General features: G+C 50.7%; 1 protein-coding gene. It reads left to right on the top strand.

Features of this window, described 5'->3' with window-relative positions; genetic code table 11:
• Positions 1–531 (top strand): GGDEF domain-containing protein (locus tag R7093_RS27720; RefSeq protein ID WP_318147342.1); only part of this gene is annotated, 531 nt, incomplete at both ends.

The following is a 531-nucleotide window of genomic DNA, read 5'->3' as shown; positions in this document are numbered from 1 at the left end:
CGAGAGTTCTATCTTGATGACAAAGCGCTGTTCCCACGTCAGGTGTTGTTGCAACCTAGCCATCAAGTTCATGATGTGTGGCGACGTGAAATGGAGTATCGCCATGCTGACGGGCACAGTGTTTGGGTACGCGAAAACATTCGACCGCTCAACGATTCCGATCAGTTGCTGATTGTGGGTGAAGACATTTCAGAGACCAAACTTTTGGCTGAGAAGTTAGAGTATCAGGCGCGTTATGACTTATTGACGGGGACATACAACCGCAACCACTTTGAGTTGGAGTTGAAAACCGCGCTGCGTGAAGTGGATAGCCACCGCCGAGTGCATGCGATGTTATACCTCGATCTCGACCAGTTGAAAGTGCTTAATGACACCGTTGGGCACGATGCGGGCGATGCCGCGATTCAATTTTGCGCCAGCATGTTGGAAGAGGTGCTGCCATACAATTCCGTGCTTGCGCGAATGGGCGGCGATGAATTCGCGGTGCTACTGAAAGATTGCGATGAGTATGGCGCAATCAATATTGCGAAG

This window comes from Vibrio sp. 1580 (genome assembly GCF_033340055.1).
The sequence above is the reverse complement of the archived record's forward strand: the minus strand, read 5'-3'. Positions and strand labels throughout refer to the sequence as shown.